At 61.8% G+C, this 20,434-nt stretch carries 17 protein-coding genes; 7 read left to right on the top strand and 10 right to left on the bottom strand.

Translation table 11 applies throughout. The features are described from left to right. Positions 1-41: 41 nt before the first annotated feature. The 9 genes from AC0Z42_RS19975 to AC0Z42_RS19935 all read right to left on the bottom strand — a co-directional run bounded on the left by AC0Z42_RS19975 (position 42) and on the right by AC0Z42_RS19935 (position 12,703). Positions 42-1,580 carry a PepSY domain-containing protein gene (locus AC0Z42_RS19975; protein WP_485469925.1) on the bottom strand — a complete coding sequence of 513 codons (1,539 nt, stop codon included), beginning with the start codon at positions 1,578-1,580 and terminating at the stop codon, positions 42-44. Beyond that, a complete protein-coding gene (locus tag AC0Z42_RS19970) occupies positions 1,580-3,694 on the bottom strand; it encodes a TonB-dependent receptor (RefSeq protein ID WP_485469924.1) in 2,115 nt (704 codons plus the stop codon). The genes AC0Z42_RS19975 and AC0Z42_RS19970 overlap by 1 nt, the downstream gene beginning before the upstream one ends. A 14-nt stretch (positions 3,695-3,708) precedes the next feature. Then, positions 3,709-5,763, bottom strand: coding sequence for a TonB-dependent receptor (locus AC0Z42_RS19965; protein ID WP_485469923.1), 2,055 nt, complete (start codon positions 5,761-5,763; stop codon positions 3,709-3,711). 63 nt (positions 5,764-5,826) lie between these two features. Further along, entirely contained in the window at positions 5,827-6,207 is a 381-nt protein-coding gene (locus AC0Z42_RS19960) for a DUF2946 domain-containing protein (protein WP_485469922.1), read from the bottom strand. Between the two features lie 41 nt (positions 6,208-6,248). After that, the gene (locus tag AC0Z42_RS19955; RefSeq protein ID WP_485469921.1) at positions 6,249-7,436 is read right to left on the bottom strand and encodes a PepSY-associated TM helix domain-containing protein; all 1,188 of its coding nucleotides are present in this window, start codon (positions 7,434-7,436) and stop codon (positions 6,249-6,251) included. Positions 7,437-7,444: 8 nt separating this feature from the next. After that, positions 7,445-9,850 (bottom strand): TonB-dependent siderophore receptor, encoded by a 2,406-nt coding sequence (locus AC0Z42_RS19950; protein ID WP_485469920.1) that lies wholly within the window; start codon positions 9,848-9,850, stop codon positions 7,445-7,447. Between the two features lie 99 nt (positions 9,851-9,949). Beyond that, a complete protein-coding gene (locus AC0Z42_RS19945; RefSeq protein ID WP_485469919.1) occupies positions 9,950-10,957 on the bottom strand; it encodes a FecR family protein in 1,008 nt (335 codons plus the stop codon). Further along, the gene (locus AC0Z42_RS19940; RefSeq protein WP_485469918.1) at positions 10,954-11,487 is read right to left on the bottom strand and encodes a sigma-70 family RNA polymerase sigma factor; all 534 of its coding nucleotides are present in this window, start codon (positions 11,485-11,487) and stop codon (positions 10,954-10,956) included. Before AC0Z42_RS19940 ends, AC0Z42_RS19945 begins: the two co-directional genes overlap by 4 nt. 115 nt (positions 11,488-11,602) lie before the next feature. Continuing rightward, the gene (locus AC0Z42_RS19935) at positions 11,603-12,703 is read right to left on the bottom strand and encodes a hypothetical protein (RefSeq protein ID WP_485469917.1); all 1,101 of its coding nucleotides are present in this window, start codon (positions 12,701-12,703) and stop codon (positions 11,603-11,605) included. A 242-nt stretch (positions 12,704-12,945) separates the two neighbouring features. Here AC0Z42_RS19935 and AC0Z42_RS19930 point away from each other — a divergent pair, with 242 nt between their 5' ends. Continuing rightward, positions 12,946-13,575, top strand: a complete 630-nt coding sequence (locus tag AC0Z42_RS19930) for a hypothetical protein (RefSeq protein WP_485469916.1) — start codon at positions 12,946-12,948, stop codon at positions 13,573-13,575. Beyond that, positions 13,565-14,650 carry a hypothetical protein gene (locus AC0Z42_RS19925; protein ID WP_485469915.1) on the top strand — a complete coding sequence of 362 codons (1,086 nt, stop codon included), beginning with the start codon at positions 13,565-13,567 and terminating at the stop codon, positions 14,648-14,650. Before AC0Z42_RS19930 ends, AC0Z42_RS19925 begins: the two co-directional genes overlap by 11 nt. Positions 14,651-14,749: 99 nt before the next feature. Here the strand turns inward: AC0Z42_RS19925 and AC0Z42_RS19920 are convergent, their stop codons facing one another. Continuing rightward, positions 14,750-15,685 carry a LysR family transcriptional regulator gene (locus AC0Z42_RS19920; protein ID WP_485469914.1) on the bottom strand — a complete coding sequence of 312 codons (936 nt, stop codon included), beginning with the start codon at positions 15,683-15,685 and terminating at the stop codon, positions 14,750-14,752. A gap of 113 nt (positions 15,686-15,798) precedes the next feature. Between AC0Z42_RS19920 and AC0Z42_RS19915 the strand changes: the two genes are divergently transcribed. From AC0Z42_RS19915 to AC0Z42_RS19895, 5 genes are all read left to right on the top strand, one after another. Beyond that, complete coding sequence (locus tag AC0Z42_RS19915; protein ID WP_485469913.1) at positions 15,799-16,575, top strand: SDR family NAD(P)-dependent oxidoreductase; 777 nt, start codon at positions 15,799-15,801, stop codon at positions 16,573-16,575. Between the two features lie 16 nt (positions 16,576-16,591). Next, positions 16,592-17,578, top strand: a complete 987-nt coding sequence (locus tag AC0Z42_RS19910) for an aldo/keto reductase (RefSeq protein WP_485469912.1) — start codon at positions 16,592-16,594, stop codon at positions 17,576-17,578. A 38-nt stretch (positions 17,579-17,616) separates the two neighbouring features. Next, positions 17,617-18,543 carry a Gfo/Idh/MocA family protein gene (locus tag AC0Z42_RS19905; protein WP_485469911.1) on the top strand — a complete coding sequence of 309 codons (927 nt, stop codon included), beginning with the start codon at positions 17,617-17,619 and terminating at the stop codon, positions 18,541-18,543. Between the two features lie 219 nt (positions 18,544-18,762). Continuing rightward, positions 18,763-19,788, top strand: coding sequence for an SDR family oxidoreductase (locus AC0Z42_RS19900; protein WP_485469910.1), 1,026 nt, complete (start codon positions 18,763-18,765; stop codon positions 19,786-19,788). Between the two features lie 21 nt (positions 19,789-19,809). Further along, positions 19,810-20,385 (top strand): DJ-1/PfpI family protein, encoded by a 576-nt coding sequence (locus AC0Z42_RS19895; RefSeq protein WP_485469909.1) that lies wholly within the window; start codon positions 19,810-19,812, stop codon positions 20,383-20,385. Positions 20,386-20,434: the final 49 nt, after the last annotated feature.

Here is a 20,434-nt window from a genome sequence, read left to right as displayed (position 1 = left end):
TGATGGAAGGAGCGAATTGATCGCGGTCAATTATACCGGCTTCAGCCAGCCCCACCGGCATGGCTTGCCACCGTTGCCCGCCACCAGGTGCGCAACCGCCGCCAGCCGATCACGATGCCGGTGGCGCTCAGCACCATGCCGCCCAGGCTCAGCATTATCAACGCCCCTTCGCGCCATGGCCCGCTGCGCAGCAACGGCAGGTCCCAGCTGTGCAGGACGCTGAACAGCCAGCGGCTGACCCGCTGGCGCCGGTCCACGCCCAGCGCCACGGTCCCGGTGTACGGATCAAGATAGACCCAGTTCGCCTGCGGGTCGTCGAAGCGCACCTGCAATACGGGCAGGCGGCGCTCGCTGGAGCCCATCATGGCTTCCGGTTCGCGGCCATAATAATAGGCGTCGTAAGAATTCAGCCAGTCGCGGTTCGACGCGATGCCCGGCAGCAGCTTGCCTGCCGCCTGCAAAAGCTGCTCTTGCGGCCATTGTTCGCGCACCACAAGATGGCCATCTTGACGCATGATCAGCCGCGTGCGCGCCGCGCCATCGCGCGCCAGCAGATAGGGCTGGCTGTTCAGCACCCGCCATTCCAGTTCCACCGCATGAAAACCCTGCGCCGCCAGCAACTTCAAGGCTTGCAGCGGCGCCACATCCAGCTCGTGTATTGCCGGCGTGCCGCCCTGCCAGGCCGCCAGGTCCGGCCGCTGGCCCTGCGGGTCAAAGATGCGCAGCGGATTCATCGACATCAGCCCGCTGAAGATCCAGGCGCATACGATGCCGGCAAACAGCAGCCCCGTCACATGGTGCCAGCGCATCCACGATTCGCGGTACGGCGTGCGTGCGCCCGATTTGTAGCGGCTGGCAAAACGCCAGCGCCAGATGCCGGCCACGGTGCCCGTCAAGGCCGTGAAGGTTGCTACCGCCGAGGCGATGATCACGATCCAGCTCCATACCGGGTCGGTGGAATGGTTACGCAAGGGATATACCCAGTGCAGCCATGCGCCCACGAAATTCCACAACCGCTGCGCGCGCGGCGCGTCCAGCAGCACTTCGCCGGTGGCCGACGACAGGTACAGCAAGGTCTGCGCACCATCGTCCAGCTGCACCTGGTGCAGCGGCCGGTGCATGTCGAGCGCGCGCGAGTGGGTCCAGCGGTCTTCCTGCACCAGCCCCAGGTAGTGCGCACCTGCGCCTGGCACAAAGGCGCGCGCCGAGGCCAGCGCCATCGCCGGGCTGGCCGGACCCAGCGGCTTGCCGCTGGCGGCATCGAACAGCCGCAGGCGGCCTCCCCCATCGCGTATGCGGTAGACGGGCCTGCCTGCCACCGTGGTCAGCACGATCTCGCGCGCACCGGCCGGTATCGCCACCTGTGCCAGCGGCAAGCAGCAGCCGGCCGGCGACAAGGTTGACGCCAGGGCTGGCAACGCCGCCAGCCGCTCCCAAGGCGTGAGCTTCGGATAGCCGACAAACAGCATCACCATGCCGCTGATAAACCACAGCAGCATCAGCAGGCAGGCGGCGATACCGGTCCAGCGGTGCAACTGATACAGCAAGCGTTTGAAGTGAGGAATCGTCAGCTTCATCATCAGAAACGGTAATGCACGGTGGCTTCCACGCTGCGCCCCGGTCCGTTGAACCACTGGTTGGTGGTGTAATAGGCGGTCGTGAAAGTCTGTTTATCGAATGTATTGGCCGCGCGCAAGGAGACAGTGGTGCCCGGCGCCGCCTGCCAGCGCAGCGCCAGGTCCGCCGTGGCATAGCCCGGCATGGCGATGCGGTTGGCGTTGTCGGCATAGCGGCGGCCGACAAAGCGTGCGCCGCCGCTGGCGCTCCAGCCTGGCATGAAATTCCAGCTCAGCCAGGCATTCGCCAGCCGCTGCGCCACGTCGGGCGGCACCTTGCCGGCACGCGACACAGCCCGGCCCGCTTCCGCCTCGATAAAGTCGTCATAGCGGGCGCGCAGCACGCTGGCGTTGGCGTCGAACCGCCAGCCCTGCGCCACGTCCACGCCCAAGGTGGCCTCGACGCCGCGCGACGAGCGCTGGCCCACCTGTACTCGCAACTGCGGATTGAGTGGATCGCGCGCCAGCAGATTGTTCTTGCGGATCTCGTAGGCGGCCAGGGTCCATTCGCCGCGCTGGCCCCAGAACGATTGTTTCAGCCCCACTTCCAGCTGCTTGCCGGTCGACAAATCAAACTTGCTGTTGGCGGAAGATATCATCAGCAGCCCGCCGACCGGATCGGCCGCGCGCGCGAACTGCGCATACAGCGCCAGGTCGGTAGTCAGGTCATGGACCGTGCCGAGACGCCAGCCTGTATTGTCATACGACTGGTCGAATTCATCCTGGCCGCTGACCAGGTTGCGCCGGCGCACGTCGGCATGGTCGTGGCGCAGGCCCGCGATCACGGCCCAGGCTGGTGTCAGTTCGATGCGGTTTTCGGCAAAGATGGCGTATTGCCGGGCAGCGTTGCGATAGCGCGGCAAGGTCGGCTGCTCGCTGAAAAAGTGGCCGGCGATGGGGTTGAAAGGGTCGACCGAGGCCGGATCGGGGCTGCCCGCATAAGTATTGTTGGTGTGCCGGAAGCGGCTGCTGCTCAGGTCAACGCCGATGGCCGCCTGGTTGGCCAGGCCCAGCAAGGTGCCCGTGTGACTGACCGTGGCGGTGGCGCCGTCCTGCTTCTGTTCGTGCAGGATCTCGGTATCGCCCGAACGGTCGACCAGGCCGGTGCCCGGGTTGTAGGCATAGGTTTCGGCATTGCGGTAATGGCGCTGGCTGTCGATATGGTAGAGCCTGGCGCGCACGGTAGTACTCGCGGACGGCGTCCATTCCAGCCCCAGTTCGCTCCAGCGGTCGTCGTAGCGGATGATGCTGTCGCTGACGTTATAGTTTTTATCGCGCAAGGCGGGCAGCTGGCGCCCGTCGACCAGCGGCGTGCCGAAGTAGCGCATCGGATGCTGCAAACCCCGGGCGTGGCGCAAGGTCAGGTGCAGATCCGGCGTGGCATCCCACTGCAGCGCGCCGGAAAAAGACACATCGCGCGACTGGCCCATGTCGATCCAGCCGCTTGATCGGTTGCCGCTGGCGTCGAGCCGGTAAGACCAGTGTTCATCGATGGCGCCGCCGCTGCCCAGGCCCAGGCGCTGGGTGTTGTCGGTGCCGACGGTTGCCTGTACTTCATTATGGATGGCGCCGCGCGTGGGCTTTTTCGGGATCACATTGATCACGCCGCCAATCGCGCCATCGCCATGGATGACGGACGCCGGTCCGCGCAGCACCTCGATGCGCTCGACCGACCATGTGTCGAAAGGAAACGTCAAGCCGACGCCACCGTACTGGCGCACGCCGTCGTACAGGCGCATGACCGAGGTGGTGTCGGTAAAACCGCGCGCCGACAGCGAGCTGCCGCCATTGCCCGGATGGGCCATGGAACTGATGCCGGCCGCGCGCGTGATGGCGTCGACCAGGCTGGTGTCGCCGCGCGCGTCAAGCTGCTCGCGCGAGATGATGTCGACGCTGGCCGGGGTTTGCGCGAGGGTCAGGTTCAGGCCGGAACCGGTAGCGGTATTGCTTCCCAGCATGGAAGTCCTGTCGGCCACCACGGTGACCGAGGGCAAGACGGGCGTGTCGGCCAGGACTGCGCCGGTGCACAGGGCCAGCGGCAGCACGCAGCCGGCGATCGTGTATTTGATTGTTTTCATGGCAGGTCTCCTCCTCAGAAGCTCAGGTTGGCCGATGCTGTCAGCGCCCTGCCGTCGCCGGGCGCGTGGCGGGTGACGTCGTTGATCCACACATAGTCGACATAGCGATCGGCCAGGTTGTTCAGCTGGACATCAAACGACAGCGACGGCGACACGCGGTAGCTGGCGCCCAGGTTCAGCAAGACATACGCGCCGTACTTGCGCCCCGTATTGGCGGTGGTGAGAAAATAACTGCCCTGGCCATTGGCCCAGGCCGACAGTTTGACTGCCGGGCTCATGCTCCAGTCATAGCCGGCCGAAAACACGTGATTGGGTACATGGTCGATCTGCTTGCCCAGCGTGGCGGGCGCGGCCGGGTCCGGCTCAACGATGCGCGAGCGCTGGCGCGAATACGCGATCCAGGCCGCATGGTTGCCGCCGTGCGCATTCAGCTGCAGGTCGATGCCCTCGCGGCGCGTCTTGCCGACATTTTCCGAGTCGCCGGCCGGGTCGTTGAGCTTGCGTTTGACTTCGTCGCTGGCGTCCTGGCGCCACGCGGCCAGGCGGCCGTCCAGCCAGGGCGCCGGCGTCCATTTCACGCCGCTTTCCCAGCCATCGTTGATCGACGGGCGCAAGCGGTTGGCGTTGCTGCGGTAGGCTGCGGCGCCCGCACCGACCTGGAAAGTGCGGCCCCAGTTGGCGTACACGGTGGCCATGCGCCACGGGCTGTAGGCGGCGCTGAACTTCGGCTGCCTGATCAATCCATAGTCCTGGATCGGGAAATGCACGTTTTTCGAAGGGTCCGAAAAGCTGCCCAGCACCTTGTCAACGCGGTAGCCCGGCATCAGTTTCAGGCCTTCGATCGGCGTCAGCACCGCCTGCAGATAGCCGCCCCAGGTATCAAAATCAAAGCGCTGGTCGCGCGTGGTGGCGGTGCGCACCTTGTCGACCGTGCTGTAGCGCGGGCTGCGGTCGTTCTGGTGTTCGGCGTTGACACCGGCTTCGAGCGACACGCTGCGCAGCGATTGCGGGCGATAGCTGAGGCTGGCCAGCACGCCGACATGGGTTTCGTCGATAATGCGTTCCTGCTGGCTGGTGCGCTGCGAGTAGCGCAGCCAGCGCTGGTCGCGCACGGCGTTGGCATAAACCTTGGCGGACAAGGACAGTTCCGCCGACAAAGTGGTATCGAACGACAGGCCCAGCTGGCTCATCTCGCGCTGGCCACCGGTACTGCGCGCATAGCCATACGACGAGGTCGGCGCGCGGCGGGCATCGGCCTCTTCCAGGTAGCCGGCCTCGTCGCCGTCGCTTTGCGTATGGCGCGCGCTGGCCACGATGCGCGTGCTGCCGTCATCGGTGGTGTAGCCCCATTTGCCGGCCACCGAGACTTTCCGGAAGCCCGCATTTTCACGGTAGCCGGCCGAACGCAGATAGCCGGCCGAGTAATTCTGCGTCCAGTTGCCCGCTTCCACTCCCCTGACCAATTGCACCTGGCGCGTATTGAAGCTGCCATAGCCGAGCCTGGCTTCATCGTAGTTGCCGCCGGTGCGCGTGTTGACGGTGGCGTTGCCAGCGATATTGTGCAGGCCGTAGCGCGGGTCGTTGGTGCCGCGCACCACTTCGATATTGCTGATCTCCAATGGGAACAACATATCGAGAAAGGGCATGCCGCCCGCATTGTCGTTGGCGGGCAGGCCATCGATCAGCAGCTTGACGGCGTTGACCTCGCCTTCGCCATTAAAGCCGCGGAACGACAGCTTGCCGGACTCATTACCTTGACGAAATTGCGTGAGCATCACGCCAGGCGCGCGTGCAAACAGCTGCCAGGCATGGCTCACTTGCTGCTGCTCGATCTGTTCTGGCGCGACGATATCGACCGACGTGAGCATGTCGCGCGCGGACAGCGGACCGCTGCGCCGGGCCGAGACTTCGACGCTGCCGACCTGCAAGGCCGAGGTTGTGTCAATATCGGTATTTGCCTCTGGCAAGGCTTGCGCAAACGCTGGCGCGCAGCACAGCAAGGCGGAAAACAGGCGCAGCGGCGCGGCGCCGCCTGCCCCGGCCGGAACATGGAATTGCTTGGATAACATAAAAAAACCCGTCTGAAGAATCTGATGATCAGGGCGACCGCAGGGGCGCCCGCAGCGTGAAAATCAGGACAGGACGGGTGGCGCGCGGGGATTGCCGCTGGACCACAGGAACAGTGGCGCCGGCGCGCGATAGTACAAGGGCGGGTAGATATCGTGGCCGCCGCTGACGGCAAAATTCAACGGCAATCCGGGCAGCAAGGCAAACGAGCCCGCATGGGTGCTGCAGTACGGGCAATGCTCGAACGCATGGACGACGGGGTCCATGCCCGGTTTTTTCACGTCCACGCCGACATCCATCACGCCGTCGACAGTACAGATCTGCATTAGCAGGGACGACGGAATGGCAACGGCGGGCGCGGCCAGCGCATGCGAAATCGATGGCGCAATGGCGGCAAACAGCACGGCCAGCATGGCCAGCCAGATCTGCAGCGTTCGTCGTTTCATCGATATCAACATGCCGGCATTATAACGAGCAAATGCGCTTTTCAGCCAGTAGCCAGCCGCCCTGCCCGCCTTTTTCTCATCCATACGTGCACGCCGGTCACGCTGAGCGCCGTCACCGCCAGCCCCATCAGGCACACCAGCAACTGCAGCGGCCAGCCCCACATGGCCGCCATATGCAAAGTGGCCAGCCAGGTCGACAGCGTATCGCCGGCCGCCGCGCCGGTCGGCAGCCACAGTCCCTTGAATTCGCCCGTGCCGGCATCCATCACCAGCCGCGTATGGCCGCCCTTGTGGCGGATATCGTGGCTGCTGCGCACGTCATAGCGGTAGATGGCGCGCTGCGGGTCGTACAGCAGCGATTTTTCCGCCACCACGGTAAAGCCGCCGACTTGCGCCTGCTGCGCCATCAGCCGGCGCGCAACGGGCAAAGCCTGCTCCCAGGCCATCGCTGGCGCCAGCACGGGTTTGGCCAGCTTCGGCAGCGCTTCCAGTCCCCGCTGGTGGGCGAACGCGCCTTTCATCACCGGCTCATAGACTTGCGGCAAGTTGAACGCCACGCTGCTCCAGGCCAGCACGAACAGCATGGCCCAGGTCCACAGGCCGCCCGCGCGGTGCAGGTTGAAGCTGATTTTATACGCGCTGCCGCGGCGAAACTTCCACGCCTGCCACCAGCGCGCCGGCCATGGCCGGGCAGGCTCCCCGTTAGTCCGCCTGTTAGGCAAAGTCAGCCAGGCGCCGGCAAAACAGTCCAGGGTCCACAGCAACGCCACGATGCCGAACAGCAAAGTGCCGATGCCATCGAGGGCCAGCGAGTAATGCAGGCGATAGATGAAGGGCATCAGGTTTTTCATGCCCTGGCTTATGTCTCCCCAGCGCCGCTGGCCCAGGACCTGGCCCGTGTACGGGTCGACAAATACCTGGTCGTTCGCCAGCTTCTGGCCCTTGGCCAGTGGCCGCAAGGCAAACAGCACCGAGCGACCATCGGTAAATTCCAGCGGCAGCCGCGCCGCCAGCACGTCCGGATAACGCGCTTGCACCCGCGCATGCAGCAGCAACGGGTCCATCCTGGCGGCACCCGGCGGCGCTGTCACGCGGAACAGTTGCGGGCTGATGGCCGCCTCCAGTTCCTCGTTCCAGGCCAGCAAGCTGCCGGTGATGCCGACAATCACCAGGAACAGTGCCAGCAGCAAGCCGACGTAGCGGTGCACCAGCAGCATCACCGCGCGCATGCCAGTCCTTACCACTGGTAGGACAAGGTGGCGGTGGCCTGGCGCTTATCGCCATAGCTGCAGATGGCAAATTCGCAATAGGTAAATTGCTTGTTGGCCAGGTTGCTGACATTGGCCGTCAGCTGCCAGTGGCGGCTGAGGCGGTAGCTGAGCATGGCGTCCAGCATGGTATATGCCGGCATGGAACGGCTCATGCCCGACGGTTGGGTGGAACCCTTGTAGCGCACGCCGGCGCCGGTGGTCAATTGCGGCAGGCCCAGGCTGGCAAAGCTGTAGTCCAGCCACAGGGCTGCTTGGTGGAACGGCGTGTCTTCGCTGCGCTGGCCGATTTCGCTGGCAATCGTGCTGCGCGTGGTGCGCGCATCGGTATAGGCGTAGGACGCGATCAGGCTGGCGCCACGGCCCAGGTCGGCTTTGGCTTCCAATTCCAGCCCTTTCGAGCGCACCTGGCCCGCCTGGCGATACACATCGTTGCCGGCGTCGTATTTGAGCACATCGGTTTGCGTCAATTCGTACACGGCCGCGCTTAGCAGCATATTGCTGTTGGCAGGCTGGTAGCGCACGCCGGCTTCATACTGCTTGCCGCCCGTCGGCTTGAAGGACTGGCCGTTGGCGGCGGCCACCGCCACCGGGAAGAACGATTCGCTGTAGCTGACATAGGGCGCGAGGCCACTGGCCGTCTTGTAGACCAGGCCGGCGCGCCAGGTGGTGGCCGAGTCGTCCTTGTCCAGCCTGCTACCGTTGCGGCGCAGGGTCTGGTCCTGGCTGGCCCAGTCATGACGCGCGCCCAGCAGCACGGTCCAGGTTTCGCCCAGGCTGAGCTGATCCTGCAGGTAGATGCCCTTTTGCAAAGTTTCGATGCGCGAACCACGGTCGACATTGCGCGCGCGGTTCACCGTTACCGGCTGGCCATAGTTATAGGTAAGCAGGTTCAGGGTTGGTGCATTGCTGCGGAAATTGCGCGAGTCATACGTGGTCTGGTAGGCGTCCACGCCGGCCAGCAAAGCGTGTTCCATACCCAGCCACTGCCAGTTGCCAGCCACATTCGTGTCGCTGACAATGCCGCGCGCCCGTTCGCGCCGGTCGCTGTACTGGCGGGCCAGCAGGCCGCGTTCGCTGGCGTTGCGGATCGCCGCCGCCGTGGTCTGCGCCTGCAGATAGTTCCAGTTCACGTCCGCCTCGAAATAGCGCAGCTTGTGGCTCAGTTTGAGCTTGTCGCTGAAACGGTGCTCGAATTCATAGCCGATCGCATGCATGTCGCCCTTCATCTTGTCGTAATCGGGCTCGCCGATAAACGCCTCGCGCCCGATTCGTACCGGACCGGTACCGACACCCTCGACCAGCTGGTACGGTAGCGGCGCGGAAAACCGCGTCGCCGTCTTTTGATAGAACGACAGGATCGTGAGCGAGGTGTCGGCGCTGGGGCGCCAGGTCAGCGCGGGCGCGATATATAGCTTGTCGTCGTTCAGGTAATCCTGGGAGGTATTGCTTTTGCGGCCCAGCATGGTCAGGCGATAATCGAGCGTGTCACTGCCGGGGACCTTGCCACCGACATCGATGGCGACCTGCTTGCGGTCGTGGCTGCCCGTCTGCAGCTGGACTTCACGCACCGGCGCGCTGGTCGGGCGCTTGCTGACGGCATTGATCACGCCGCCCGGCGACAGCTGGCCGTACAGCACCGAGGCCGCGCCGCGCAACACTTCCACCCTTTCCAGGCCAAATGGCTCCTGGGTGCCGTCGTAGGAATTGCTTTGCAGGCGCATGCCGTCGCGCATCGAGCCGCTGGTGGCGGACTCGACATCCATGCCGCGGATGCGGAAGCGGTCGGCCGTGCGGCTGAAGCTGGTGGGCTGGCTGGTAACGCCCGGCGTGTAATTGAGCGCCTGCGACAGGGTTTCGGCCTGGCGGTTGCGCAATTCGTCATTCGTGACAACGGAAATCGACTGTGGCGTATCGATAATGGCCGTATCGGTCTTGCTGCCGGCGGCCGAACGTTTCGCGACATAGCCGGCCACCGGCCCGGTCGGCGTTTCGCGCTCGGCGCTGGCCGTGACGCTGATGCCTGCGAGCGTCACGGTGTCAGCCTTGGGGACCGGTTTGACCACCACCACCCTGCCTTCCTGCGATGCCTGCAAGCCGCTGCCGACCAGCAAGCGTTCGAGCGCCTGCTGCGCACTCAGGCTGCCCGACACGGCCGGCGCGTTCTTGCCGGCCACCAGGTCGGGATGGACGATCAGCTGAAAACTGGCCTGGCGCGCCAGTTCGTTCAAGGCCGAACCCAGCGGCTGGGCCGGCAGGACGATGGCGAAGGTGGCGGCGCCCTGTGCCAGCACAGGCGAGGCGGCCAAGCTGGCAAGGCTGGCAATGGCGACGACAATGGTCAGGGGAACAGGATAAAAACGGGGCTGCGGCATGCGGGTAGTCTCCAGGGTCAACACGGTAAACAAGAATCACTACCAATGCAGACGCGCGAACTTGCCGCAGGTTGAGGTGCCAACTCAAATTTTTTGTATTTATCTTGCGAGCTTGCCAGCCGCCACGATTTCCGTCACGCTGCCGTGTTTGCGCAGCTGTACCGGCAAGACCAGCGGCAAGGCGCTGCCGAAATCGGCCGCCAGGCGTGTGTCGAAACTGCCGTTGACGCGCATGGCGGCCACCTCGGGATCATTGATGACCAGCCTGGTATCGCCATACCGTTCGAATTCGGCTACCGCCTGCGCCAACGGCGTATTGTCGAAATTGATGCGGCCTTCGCGCCACAGCAAGGCGCCGTGGGCCAGGCGGGTATCGACTGTGCCCAGCGCGCCTGCCCGGTTGGCCTGCACAGATTCGCCGGCCGTCAGTTCCACCGCGCCAGTGCTGCCGGCCGTGGCATGCAGGGGCGCCACCCTCACCCGGCCCTCTTCCACCGTCACGGCTTCGCCGCCCAGGCCCAGCCCCGCATGGGTATTGCGCACGGCAAAGCGGGTGCCGACCACCGTCACGCGCAAGCTGTCGGACAGCACATCGAAGGGCCGCGCCTTGTCGGCGCGCACATAGAAATTGACCTGGCCTTCGGGCAGCCGCACCTCGCGCCGCTGGCGGTACAAGGTCACTTCCACCCTGGTCGCCGTATCGAGCTTCATGACGCTGCCGTCGGGCAGATGCACATCGAGCTGTTCGCCGCGCGCGCTGGCAAAGCTTTCATGGAAGACGGGCTGCTGTTGATAATAATTCCAGCCAAACCAGCCGCTCCAGACCGCGCTGATGGCGAGAGCGGCCGTGACCAGCGGCAGGCGGAACGCCCGTTTTTTGGGTTCCGGCATCGCCCTGGCCAGTTGCGCCACCGCCGTGGGATGCAATTCGCCCAAGCCGTCCCATACGCCCTCCATGCGCGCATATGCTTGCCGGTGTTCACTGTCGGCGGCCAGCCAGGCCTGGAACTGCGCTTCTTCGCTGGCGCTGAGGCCGTCCTGGCGGCGCACCTGCCAACTGGCTGCTGCCAGGTCAAGATCGAGATCGAGATCGACGGTCTGACTCATGCCAAAGGTCCTCGCTTTGCCTGCTGCGGCCAGGTGGCGGGCACGCCCAGCCTGTCTTCGCAGGCCTTGCAGGCCAGTACCGCGCGGATAATGTGCTGCGCCACCATATTCTTTGAAATGCCCATGTGCTCGGCCACCTGCTGGTGCGACATGCCGTCGAAACGGTTCAGCACGAACGCTTCGCGGCAACGGGGCGGCAGCGCGTCGATCACGGCGGCAAACGCCAGCGCATGCTGTTCGTGCGCATACACGGAGTCCGGTTCCAGGTGCGCCGGCGCGGCCGGCTGCGCCGATTCGGGCAGGTTGTCGATATCGTCATGCTGGCGGATCGCTTCGCGTCGGTGGCGGTCGATGATCAGGCGGCGCGCCGTCTGGTGCAGCAAGGCGCGCGGCTCGGGGATTTCCTGGCCGGCATTGCGCACGGCCAGCACGCGGGCATAGCTTTCCTGCACCACGTCGGCGGCAGCATCGCGGTCGCGCACCATGCGCGCGCAAAAATTCAACAGCTCTCGGTAATAATGCTCAAGCACAGGTGTGGCACGGTCGTGAAAGGTGAACCGTCCAGATATGGCGGCGGCTGATCTGTAGGTACAATTGTAAATAAGAAAGATTCTCATTATGCCGGGTGTGGCCTGGGCTGTCGAGTTAAATCGCGGCGGCCAGCGTGCGGTTCAGGATCAGCAATTGCCTGGTGCTGTCATCGTCCCCGGCCATCGAATACAGCACCACCGCATAGGCGTGCTGTGCCGTGCGGTTGAGGCTGGAGATGACCAGGTTGCCATGCGGCAGCTGCAGCACCTCGCCGGTAAGCAAGTTGCGATAACCACCGGCATCCTTGCTGTAGTACAGCTCGATCAACTGGTCCTTGCGGGTGGTCAGCCAGCCATTGCCGAACTCGCAATTGAAGCGGGTCACAAAGGTATCATCACCGATCGCTTCGGGCCGCCAGGTATTGAAGAATTCATCTTCGAAAGCGATCAAGTTGATAATTTCGCTGTTTCCGGCCATATCGATGTTGACCATCACGAGCTGGCCCTCATGCTGGGCCAGCAAATACGAATCGCCATCAAACGACAGCGCCAGTATCTGCAGGCCATACATGCCGTTGGCCGCGATGCTCCTGCGCCGCAGTTCGTTGCCCTGCTCGTCGATTTCACGGTGCAGCCAGTCGTCGCCCATGTGAGCCAGCAACTGTATGGTCGAGCCGGTGATCGCCACCTTGTTATTGCCCGGCAGTGCCAGCTTGAGATTGCTCTTCTTTTTCAGCAAGCCGTTCTCGAACTGCATCACCAGCATCTTGTCGGGCTTGGTATCGGACCAGTCGGCATCGTGAAAAATCGATGCCGTTTCCGTGCTGCCAATAAAGTCGCCCACGAACGGCCGGCTGCCTTTCGGCGGCGCGACCTGTTCGCGCTGGAACACGGGAATACTGATTTCCAGTTCCTTGTCGGGGTGGTAAGGCACGATGGAAACCCAGGCCTGCTGCTGCGGGCTCAAAAACAGGGTCGGCAGGATGCCGTCATCTTCCGCGAAATGCTCGGCCTGGCCATCCGTGTCCACCACCGTATATATCAACTGGTAGGTGCCGTCTGCGCGGTACACATAGTTCGTCAACAGGCTTTTTTCGCCCGAGGCAATGCTTTCCTTGGCCGACAACGAAGTGGCGACCGTCAAGGTGGTCAGAACGCCATGGCTGGTAGCGGTCACGCTCGCTTGAAATGGCTGGACTGGGCTGAGGTTTTTCATGGCGCTCCGGAGGAATGGCTACCCAAACAATATTTCCGACGATTATGCCTCAAGGCAAGCAAGATGCTCCTCACATTTGGCAAAAGCGACGAAGCTGGCTGCGTTTGCCTGCAAACTATCGTGTTTCATGAAATTTACGCCGAGAATTATTTTTCTGGAATTTTTTATTTACCGTCCAATAATTGGCCCACATCGAAGAACCTTGAGAATTTTGATGCTATATTTTCACAAAAAAGGAGAGCATGATGGATCCTCAAGGTTATGTCGTAGTTATCGCTGCAATTTCACGTTCCATAGGCTTGCTTATTGCTGGCATAGGAGCAATTTGTTGCATATTTCTCGGTTGGTCTTTATATCGTGACGGAATAAAAGTAGCAACTGTGGGAACTTTTGACTATGGCAATTTCAAGATCAAGCTAAGTTCGCTTGGACCAGGAGTATTCTTGGTGGCATTTGGCGCAGCAATTTTATTGTATTTGATTGCGCGCCCCGCCAATATCAATATGCCCGAGCCAGACTGCTCAAACATTGGAAGTCAGCCTAAAACTTTTTCTGGCTCACTCGGCAGTAATTATCATGTTGACATGTCAACATCCTCCTTTCAGCCATTTTTGACGAAATACCAGAATAGTTCTTCAAAACCACCACCCGCAAGTTGCAAGCCTTGCCGTGTCTGGTCGGTAAACTACCTGGAAGGATCGCCACCAATCCAACAGTATAAGGACGCACTGGATATGGCCAACAAAGCTTTAGTATCGGAAATGAATGCCAAGAAAAAGGTAGATGCCAACAATGAAAGTGATCAGCTGGAAAATTTGCGCAACGCCATTGACAGATTGCGTGAACTAAGGGAGAACCTGAATGAAAATTAGCTGGCTGATCTTTTCTGTTCTTTTTTTTCCACCAGCACATGCTCAGTCTGTCATAGGAACGCCGTTAAATGTTCCATATAAAACGCTTGTTGAGTGGCTGTCGTCGCCGGCCCCTGGAAAAAAGCTGCTACCACAGCATTTAAGCGAACAAATGCTCCGCTATATTCCAGGTGAAAAACGGGACTTTGTACGCACAATAAAAATCACTTTGCTCGATGGCAGCCCAAATCACGGCTGCGCGCTTGATTTTTTTGCTAAAACAGGGAAAACAGCAAATGGAAATCCCGAAATCCTGTTTTGCATTCGACAGTTTCAGTACATTGAACAAATTACAAGAGTTTTCAAATACGCGAACTTGAATATTTTACACGATGACGAATATGCTGACAGACGCATTAAAATATGGGATAATTATCTTCTCTATTTAAGAAAAAAACGAAATGAAGATCGCGATTCAATATACACAAATTCCGCATCAAATTTCGAACAATTTTGCTCTGCGGAGTTTTATTTTTTAGTGAATGCATTGGGCCATTTCGGTAATAACTGCCCTGCTGCCGCGGCAGAAAAACATGCAGCCGACTTCAGAAAATTTTATTTGCGTGGTGAAATCATTCCTGAAAAAATATTAAATGGTTTGACCGCAGAAAATATAGCGAATGTACCGGTCCGCATGACAGAAGAGGCCAACACTGTAGACTGGCAGGCGATTTGGTTTGCGGCGCTATTGCACGAGTTAGGTCATCTATTGCTATGCCATGAGGGCAAATTTTCCGGCTTGTCTTGTGAAGATGCCGTGATGCCAGCAACAGCGGTGCAACGTGAGGTGGATGCGGACAAATTCGCTTTATCTGCCATACAACAGTTAAAAAAGGAAGATGTGGACTGGATCGCTGCTACCCAAGTATCGTTGGTGGTTCAGAGCGTAAGCCGGTCAGCATTTGAAAAGGGTGAAGTTGTCAACTTTGAGCGAATAATGAAAAATGCAATTTTTTTTGAGGAGCTTAATAAAATTCTGAGTCAAGATAAAGATTTTATGGACTTCGTGAAAAAATATCTCACTCCGCCGTCATAGTTTTTTACGCCCGCCTTTCATGTCGTTTTGCCCGGTTGTACATCGTCGTAGGGAAAATCATATTACAGTTCATTTGTAAGCCACGCTTCAACTGCGTGACTACCGCAATTCGCCCAGTGATTGCTGCCTGCGAATAATATCCACCAGGGTCCTTAACGCCGGGTGATTGTGGCGCCTGCTGCTGTAATACATATGAAACGGCTCGCCGCGCGCCGCATGCTGGTCCAGCACCACGCGCAAGCTGCCTTCGGCCAGCTCAAGCGCGATGCGGCTTTCCAGCAGGTAGCTCAGGCCCACGCCGGCCTTGGCGGCGTTGATGGTGGTCGCGGTGTCGTTGATGGTGATCAGGCCGGGCACGCGGATGCCGCGTTTGGCCGGCTTTTGGGCGCTTCCGCCGCCACTGCTCAGCTCCCAGCGATAGCTGGAATTGTCTCCCAACAGCAGTTGCAAACAGCTGTGCTGCGCCAGGTCGTCCAGCGTCTGCGGCACGCCATGGCGCGCCAAGTAGGCGGGCGCACCGGCGACCACCCAGCGCTGCGGTCCGGACAATGGCACGGCGATCATGTCTTCCGGCACATAGTCGCCGTAGCGGATGCCGGCGTCATAACCGCCGGCAACAATATCGATGGGCCGGTCTTCGACTACCACTGTCAATTTCACATGCGGGCACAGCCGCGCAAATTCGGGCAGCGCCGGTGCGATCATCAAATGGGCGGCGTCGGCAAACACATTGATGCGCAGCTCGCCGAAGCGGCCCGCGCCGGGCGCGTCGATCTCGGCCAGCGCATGGCCGATGGTGTCGAAACCCTCTTCCAGGCGCGCCGCCAGCGCCACCCCGGTATCGGTCGGCGCCACCGCGCGGCTGGTCCGGTTCAGCAATTTCGCCCCCAGCCGTTCTTCCAGGCGGCGCATGGCGTGGCTGGCCGCCGATGGCGTCAGGCCCAGCTGGATGGCGGCGGCCTTGAAACTGCGCGTGCGCATGATGGCGAGAAAGACCCGCAGGTCGGCAAGTTCGATACGGTCAAAGACGGACATGGATGAATTTGAGTAATCATTTCAATGAATCAGGCTCACGTCAAATTTTAGCATGGCGGCCTGCAACCACAGTACGATCTTGCCTATAAAAACATCTTACCACTGGAGAACCGATGACTATCGCTACACATCTGGCACTGGGCGACCTGGCCGGCAAGCGCATCCTGATAACGGGCGGCTCGACCGGCATCGGCGCAGCCGTGGCGCTGGGCTTTGCGGCGCAAGGCGCGCGTGTCGTGCTGCACTACAACGCCAGCCTGGAAGCTGCCGAGGCGCTGCGCGCGCAGTATCCCGAAAACATTACTCTGCTGCAGGGCGACCTGGCGGAAGCCGGTGCGGTGGCGCGCGTGGTCGACGAGGCGGCGCGCGTGCTCGGCGGCCTCGATGGACTGATCAACAATGCGGGCAGCATGCTGGGCCGCATTCCCACCACGCAGGCAACGGACGCCCACTTCGACGACGTACTTAACCTGAACGCCAAGTCGGTCTGGCAGGCCAGCAGCGCCGCCCACCCGTACCTGAAAGCGGCCGGCGGCGGTTTTATCATCAACACCACCTCGATCGCGGCCAGGAACGGCGGCGGTGGCGGCGCGGTGCTGTATGCGGCGGCAAAAAGCTTTGTCAGCAGCCTGACGCGCGGCCAGGCCAAGGAATTCGTGGCCGACAAGATCCGCGTCAATGCCGTGGCGCCCGGCCTGATACTGACGCCATTCCACGTGCGCGACACGCCCGAACACATGATGGCTGCGCAAAGCGCCACCATCCCGATGGGCCGCGCCGGCCTGCCGCAGGAATGCGTCGGCGCTTTCCTGTTCCTGGCCTCGGAAGCGCTGTCGGGCTATATCACCGGGCAAATTATTGAAGTTAACGGCGGCCAGTTGATGCCCTGAATTGAGAGATAAAAACATGAAACAACGATCATTCGGCCGCACCGGCCACAGCATTTCCGAAATCGGTTTTGGCGCCTGGGCCATCGGCGGCGCCTGGGGCGACGTCAGCAGCGAGGACGCCAAGGCGGCCCTGCATGCGGCGCTCGACGCCGGCACCAACTTTATCGACACGGCCGACGTGTATGGCGACGGCCGTTCCGAGCGCTTCATTGCCGAGGTGCTCAGGGAACGCGGCGGCGAGAAACCGTATGTGGCGACCAAGGCCGGGCGCCGCCTGTCGCCGCACGTGGCCGACGGCTATAACGAGGCCAATCTGGTGGCCTTCGTCGAGAGGTCCCTGGTCAACCTCGATACCGATTGCCTGGACCTGGTGCAGCTGCACTGCCCGCCACCGGACGTGTATTACCGCCCCGAAGTGTTCGACGCGATGGACCGCATGGTCAGCGCCGGCAAGATCCGCCACTACGGCGTGTCGGTGGAAAAGGTCGAGGAAGCATTGAAAGCCATCGAATACCCGAACGTGGCGTCGATCCAGATCATCTACAACATCTTCCGCCAGCGCCCGAACCAGCTGTTTTTCGCGGAGGCGAAAAAGCGCGATATCGGCGTCATCGTGCGCGTGCCGCTGGCGTCCGGTGTGTTGACCGGCAAGATGCACGCCAACACGGCCTTTGCCGCCGACGACCACCGCGCCTTCAACCGCAATGGCGAAGCGTTCGACAAGGGCGAAACCTTTTCCGGCGTGCCGTATGAGGTGGCACTGGAAGTGGTGGAAGATATCCGCCGCCTGGTGCCCGGCAATGCCACCATGGCGCAGTTTGCCTTGCGCTGGATTTTGATGGAAGACAGCGTCAGCACCGTGATTCCCGGCGCGCGCAACGCGCAGCAGGCGGCAGCGAACAGCGCGGCCAGCAGCTTGCCCGCTTTGCCTGAGGAAACCATGGCGGCGCTGCGCGCGATTTACCAGCATCGCATCGCCCCATTCGTGCATCAGCGCTGGTAAGATTGCGGCTCCCAATGACACCCCTAGAAAGAGAATCAATGTCAGCCATCAAACTGGGTATCGTCGGCGTCGGCAAGATTGCCACCGACCAGCATCTGCCCGCCATCGCCGCCAACAGCGACTTTCAACTGCTGGCTTCGGCCAGCCGCAACGCCACCGTTCCGGGCTTGCCAGGCTTTGCGTCGATCGACGAAATGCTGGCGCAGCAGCCGGACATCGAAGCTGTTGCCCTGTGCATGCCGCCCCAGCACCGCTACCAGGCGGCGCGCGCCGCGCTGTTGGCCGGCAAGCATGTGTTCATGGAAAAGCCGCCCGGCGCCACCCTCTCGGAAGTGGCAGACCTGGACCAGCTGGCCCAGTCCAAGGGCGTAACGCTGTTCGCCAGCTGGCATTCGCGCCATGCGCCGGCGGTGCAGGTGATCAAGGCCTTTTTGGCAAAAAACGCGCCGCGCCAGGTGCACGTGATCTGGAAGGAAGACGTGCGCCACTGGCATCCGGGCCAGGAATGGATATGGGAAGCAGGCGGCCTGGGCGTGTTCGATCCGGGCATCAACGCCTTGTCGATCGTCACGGAAATTTTGCCTGAGGCCATGTTCCTGAAATCGGGCGTGCTGGAATTTCCTGCCAACCGCGACGCGCCGATCGCCGCCGACCTGCGCTTTACCGATGCCAACGGTCTGGACGTGCACGCCGAATTCGACTGGCGCCAGACCGGCAAGCAAAGCTGGGACATCATCATCACCACCGAAGCCGGCGTGCTGCGCATGGCCGATGGCGGCGCGAAACTGTGGCTCGATGACGTGGCGCAGGAACTGGGCGATGAAGGCGAGTACCCTTCGCTGTACCGCCATTTCGCCGGCCTGGTGCAAAACGGCAAGTCCGATGTCGACCTGTCGCCGCTGCGCCATGTGGCTGACGCCTTCATGCTGGGCAAGCGCAAGGTCGTCGACGACTTCCTCAGCTAAGACTGACTGGATGCCGGGATCACGCAAACTGAGGCGATTCCGGACTTGATCGTCGTCAAGAGGTGTGCGGGCAAGCCGCACATAAGTGGGCTCGCGCACAGTGGGCCTGCTCGCTCCCCCTTACCGTGGGCTGGGGCCAACGGCGTTCGCGCAGCAGCCGGCCATGCTCTTTTTCCATTTTCCTCCCCTTCCCTGCTGCGATTTTTCATGGAGTGATTTATGGCTATCCAGTTACAACCGCTGCAATCACAAGTCATCGTCATCACCGGCGCCACCAGCGGCATCGGCTTGACCACCGCACGCGCCGCCGCGCGCAAGGGCGCACGCCTGGTGCTGGCCGCCCGCGACAGCGAGGCGCTCGACGAGCTGGTCACGCAATTGCGCGCCGATGGCGGCGAAGCACTGGCGTTTCCCGTCGATGTCGGCGTACGCGAGGAAATGGAAGCATTGGGCCACGCTGCGGTGCAACGCTTCGGCCGCATCGATACCTGGGTCAACAATGCCGGCATTTCCATCTTCGGCCGCCTGCAGGAGATTGCGCTGGCCGACCAGGAACGGCTGTTCCAGACCAATTTCTGGGGCGTGGTGCATGGCTCGCTGGTGGCACTGGAGCTGATGAAACATGGTGGCGCCCTGATCAACCTCGGCAGCGAAGTGTCGGAGCGGGCCGTGCCGCTGCAAGGCATGTACAGCGCTTCCAAGCATGCGGTAAAAGGCTTTACCGATGCCTTGCGCATGGAGGTCGAAAAAGACGGCAAGCCGGTATCGGTCACGCTGATCAGGCCGGCGGGCATCGACACCATGTTCACGGCCCACGCGCGCAACTACATGCAGCATGAACCGGAGCTGCCGGCGCCGCTGTATGCGCCCGAACTGGTTGCCGACGCCATCCTGTACGCGGCCGAACATCCGCAGCGCGATATCTACGTGGGCGCCGCCTCGCGCCTGATCTCGCTCGAAGGCACATTGATGCCGCGCCTGCTCGACAAGTTCATGAATATGTTCATGTTCGGCCAGCAACAAAAAAAACAGTTGTCCGCGCCCCAGCGCAGCGACGCGCTCTATGAGCCGGGCAAGCAAGGCCTGCGGCAGCGCGAGGGCGGCCACAACAGCAAGGTTCACGAACATTCAGCGTATACTTATCTCAGCACGCGCGGCAAGCCCATCGCCATGACCTTGCTGGCCGGCGGCGCGCTGCTGGCGGCATGGAAACTGGCCGATGGCGCGCGCGAACACAAACGATAATATCAAGAGGAAAAGCAACACATGCCAAACGCCGTCACCGTGCTGACCGAAGGCTTTGCCGACTGGGAAACCGGCCTGTTCAACGCCACCGCCCGCCTGTATTACGACTTCGACACGCGCTTTGCCACACCGCAAGGCAAGCCCGTGACGTCGTCAGGTGGCATGCTGGTCACGCCGCAGCTGGCCATCGAGGCCATCGACCTCGATGGCCTCGATGTGCTGCTGGTATGCGGCGGCCCTGGCTGGCAAAGCGCCGAAGCACCCGATATCACGGCCCTGCTGCTGGACGCGCAGCGGCGCCAGGTGGTGCTGGCCGGCATCTGCGACGGCACGCGCGTGCTGGCGCAGGCGGGCCTGCTGGACCATGTCCGCCATACCTCGAATTCGGCCGACAACCTGACCTCGATCAATACCTATGCTGGTGCGGAGCTGTACCAGGACGTGCCGCATGCGGTGGCGGACCAGCGTGTGATCACGGCGCCCGGCACCGCGCCGGTCACATTTACCGCCGCCGTACTGGCGGCGCTGGGCATTGCCGACGATGGCCTGAAGGGTTACCTGGCGTTGCACGCGGCTGAACACGGCCGTCCAGCATAAGCGCCGCGGCGACCAAGCCAGCGCAGCCGGTTCGTCCATGAATATTCCT

The sequence above is a fragment of the Janthinobacterium sp. 1L-D-8-B-C4 genome, assembly GCF_057291295.1.
The sequence above is the reverse complement of the archived record's forward strand: the minus strand, read 5'-3'. Positions and strand labels throughout refer to the sequence as shown.